At 44.6% G+C, this 2,853-nt stretch carries 4 protein-coding genes and 1 pseudogene; all 5 read right to left on the reverse strand.

Features of this window, described 5'->3' with window-relative positions; genetic code table 11:
* A partial coding sequence (locus tag A9B99_RS13070; protein WP_064598141.1) for a transposase occupies positions 1-228 on the reverse strand: 228 nt, incomplete at its 3' end.
* A gap of 28 nt (positions 229-256) precedes the next feature.
* Complete coding sequence (locus A9B99_RS13075; RefSeq protein WP_064598154.1) at positions 257-532, reverse strand: hypothetical protein; 276 nt, start codon at positions 530-532, stop codon at positions 257-259.
* Positions 533-580: 48 nt separating this feature from the next.
* Positions 581-837: pseudogene (locus A9B99_RS13080) on the reverse strand (PAAR domain-containing protein).
* A 25-nt stretch (positions 838-862) separates the two neighbouring features.
* Positions 863-1,684 (reverse strand): XAC2610-related protein, encoded by an 822-nt coding sequence (locus tag A9B99_RS13085; protein WP_231889191.1) that lies wholly within the window; start codon positions 1,682-1,684, stop codon positions 863-865.
* Between the two features lie 5 nt (positions 1,685-1,689).
* Positions 1,690-2,853 (reverse strand): glycoside hydrolase family 19 protein (locus A9B99_RS24250; RefSeq protein ID WP_064598155.1); only part of this gene is annotated, 1,164 nt, incomplete at its 5' end.

The following is a 2,853-nucleotide window of genomic DNA, read 5'->3' on the forward strand; positions in this document are numbered from 1 at the left end:
TTTAAGCTGCTGAATTTCGCGTTGTTCAGGGGTAATAGCATTACCAGCGGGCTCAATACCCTGAAGTTCCTGCTTATACAACCGTATCCATTTACGCAAATGGTCAGGGTTGAGCTCAAGTGCCAGCGCGACTTCTCTGACATCACGCTGGTATTTAACCACCTGTTCGATAGCTTCAAGCTTGAACTCCGGGGAAAAGGTACGTTTAGTCCGACGAGTTTTGATCATGCATCACCTCATTTTCACTGTTTTAACATTAACAGGATTTCGAGGTGTCCTGAATTACCGATCCACTACAGTCCGTACTCAGCACTTCAACATGAACGAACGCGCTTTTCTCCACACCGTTCATACCGTCAGGGGCAATGTCTTCCGCCAGGTAACCCACCGCATCACCTGCTGCAACCTCAAGTCTGGTTGCCGGTTTAACAACGGTATCAAATGTGCCCTGTGCTACAGCCTGCTGCATCCAGACCGGCAGGTGGGCCCTCTGTTTACCCACGAGAGTCACATATTGCGGGTCGAGCGACACCCAGAATGCCCTGCCGGTGATTTCGGATTTGCTGTTGAGCCAGCACGTTTACCCCACCAGAGCACTGGGCAGTGAGCTGATAAGAGAGCAGCCGCAACCACACTTGTGGCCGTGGAATGCCACAGGAATACTGCGATCGCGATAATTGGGTTACCTTCAACAATAGTGATATCACCATGCCTGGGGCTGGAAACACGGTCACCTTTAGGGACCACGCCAATATCACCAAAAAACATGGTCGCTGAGCAGGACAATACTGCACCACCGTGTGTGGTTTTGTCACCGAGACGGATTATTCCTTGCATATACTTCCCTTGATATTATTTATAGTCAATAAGACTCAAACATGGATTTTGAAACTTCACTACCATTTTCAGAATGACCTTTATCGCTTGAATAATCAAAAGACACATCATTAATTTTAACAAGCTTGCCATTGTCGAATGAGTAAATAGCTTTGCTATACTTCTCGCAGCAATCATCCTTTGAATCAAACACTATATTTTTAGTGAATGGTCTGTATGTCAACGTACCATTTACGCCGCTTAATACTTTCTGCTCCACAAAGCCTTTATTGGTTGAAATATACACACTCTGACTTCCATTATTTGGCCTGTGATCAGTTCTGGCAATTACGTCATAAAAACCATCACCATTAACATCCATAAAATCGATGGTAGGAGTGTCAATAGATTCCGGCAAGGATATATTTTCAACTTTACCATTGAATTCCAACTTCAGTTCGGAACCACCATTCTCAGAATCAGATATTTTTACACCACTCAATAGACCGTCTTTAAATGAATCATGAGCTAAAAGGGTTACAGGAAGGCATTTCTTCCCACACCACTGACCTTTGTATCCATCTACTGTAGGTTTGAGCGTTATCACTGCTGTACTTTCACCTACTTTCTCATTCAATACAACCGAGTCGGCAGAGGTCGTTCCGTTTAGCAAGATGTTTTTCTTGAATTTATTATAAATATAAACACCAGAATACGTCCCGCTGGATGCAGTAAGGCTCATTGTGATGTTACTTTTCCCTATTGTGCCGTTATATAAGGAAGTTATTGTATATTCAGCATTAACTTCTTCGGACGCATTGCAAAAAAAAGAAAACACACAAACAGACAATAATAGTATTTTTTTCATTTCGATCACTCCAGACCAAATGCATTCTTAGCTATCGATAGTTTTGCCACTCGATCATCCATGTGGTTCGGTTCTTTAGCTTTGTCAGGATAATAAGGTTTCTTTTGTACAGCCCAGCCATTAACATAAACTGACACCCAGTATATGTCATCTTTATCAGCCGAACTGTTTAACTTAGGTTTTATGTATCTCCAAAAGTAACCAGATGCTAGTGCCGCATACCTTGGGTTGTTTGAAAGGTGGCTAGCCTTAGCTGTTGTTGATGTTATATCGAATGAGTTGTCGTTAAGTTTGGTTCTTAGATACTGCTGACATTTTGTATAATTATCACGGCCTGTAATTTGTAATAACCCCCTCCCTTTAAACAAGGGACCATCTCCAGCTTGGTTATTACCTAAATCACTACGACCTTCGTAGGCTTTTCCTGATGCAGTTTCTTCAGTATATTTAAAGAAACCCGTTTCATGAAGGATCTGTGCCATAAAATGTGCTTTTCTCAGAGGGGTATTTATTTCAAACAGCTTCATTGTTTCATTTAGAGGTTCAAGATAAATCTGTACATATTTTTCTTTGTCGGCAGGAAGCATTGCCTTTAATTGCTCGTAGGTGATCATTTCTTCGCCATCAGAAAGCGCATTCAAAAAAATCACCGGGTGCATATGCCAGACAGGCTCACCACTGCTGAATGCCTCCACCTGGCTCATCCATTCCATATCGTCAAACCACTTTCTCACATAGCTGATGCACAGCGGATCCAGCTGCTTTAAAAACGTTCTCCAGCGGTGATGGCTGCTGCCGCCAAACCATTCACTGTCGTGTTTCACCACCATTCGCGCCGCGATATCCCTGACATCCAGCTCCGCGTAATTCACCGCGTGACGCAGCTCTTCGCCGGAAAGGTCGCCACTGTTATCACTGTCCATTTTCCGCAGCAGCGCTTTGTAATAGTCAGAGACCTGTTTTTCCCGGATACCGCGCTCAGGCCGTACCCACTCCGCCATCCGGCTGAACCCCGCTTTAATCCACCCCGCGTGCAGGGATTTCGTCATATCGGATGTGGGCGGCTCTTCAAATGCTTTAAAGCCAAGTTTATCCAGGTCGTACTGGCCGATATCCGCGTCCACATCCGCTTCGCTGAGCCACGCCCCGTCCCCGATATCAAACCAGCG

It is taken from the genome of Mangrovibacter phragmitis, assembly GCF_001655675.1.
GTDB lineage: Bacteria > Pseudomonadota > Gammaproteobacteria > Enterobacterales > Enterobacteriaceae > Mangrovibacter > Mangrovibacter phragmitis.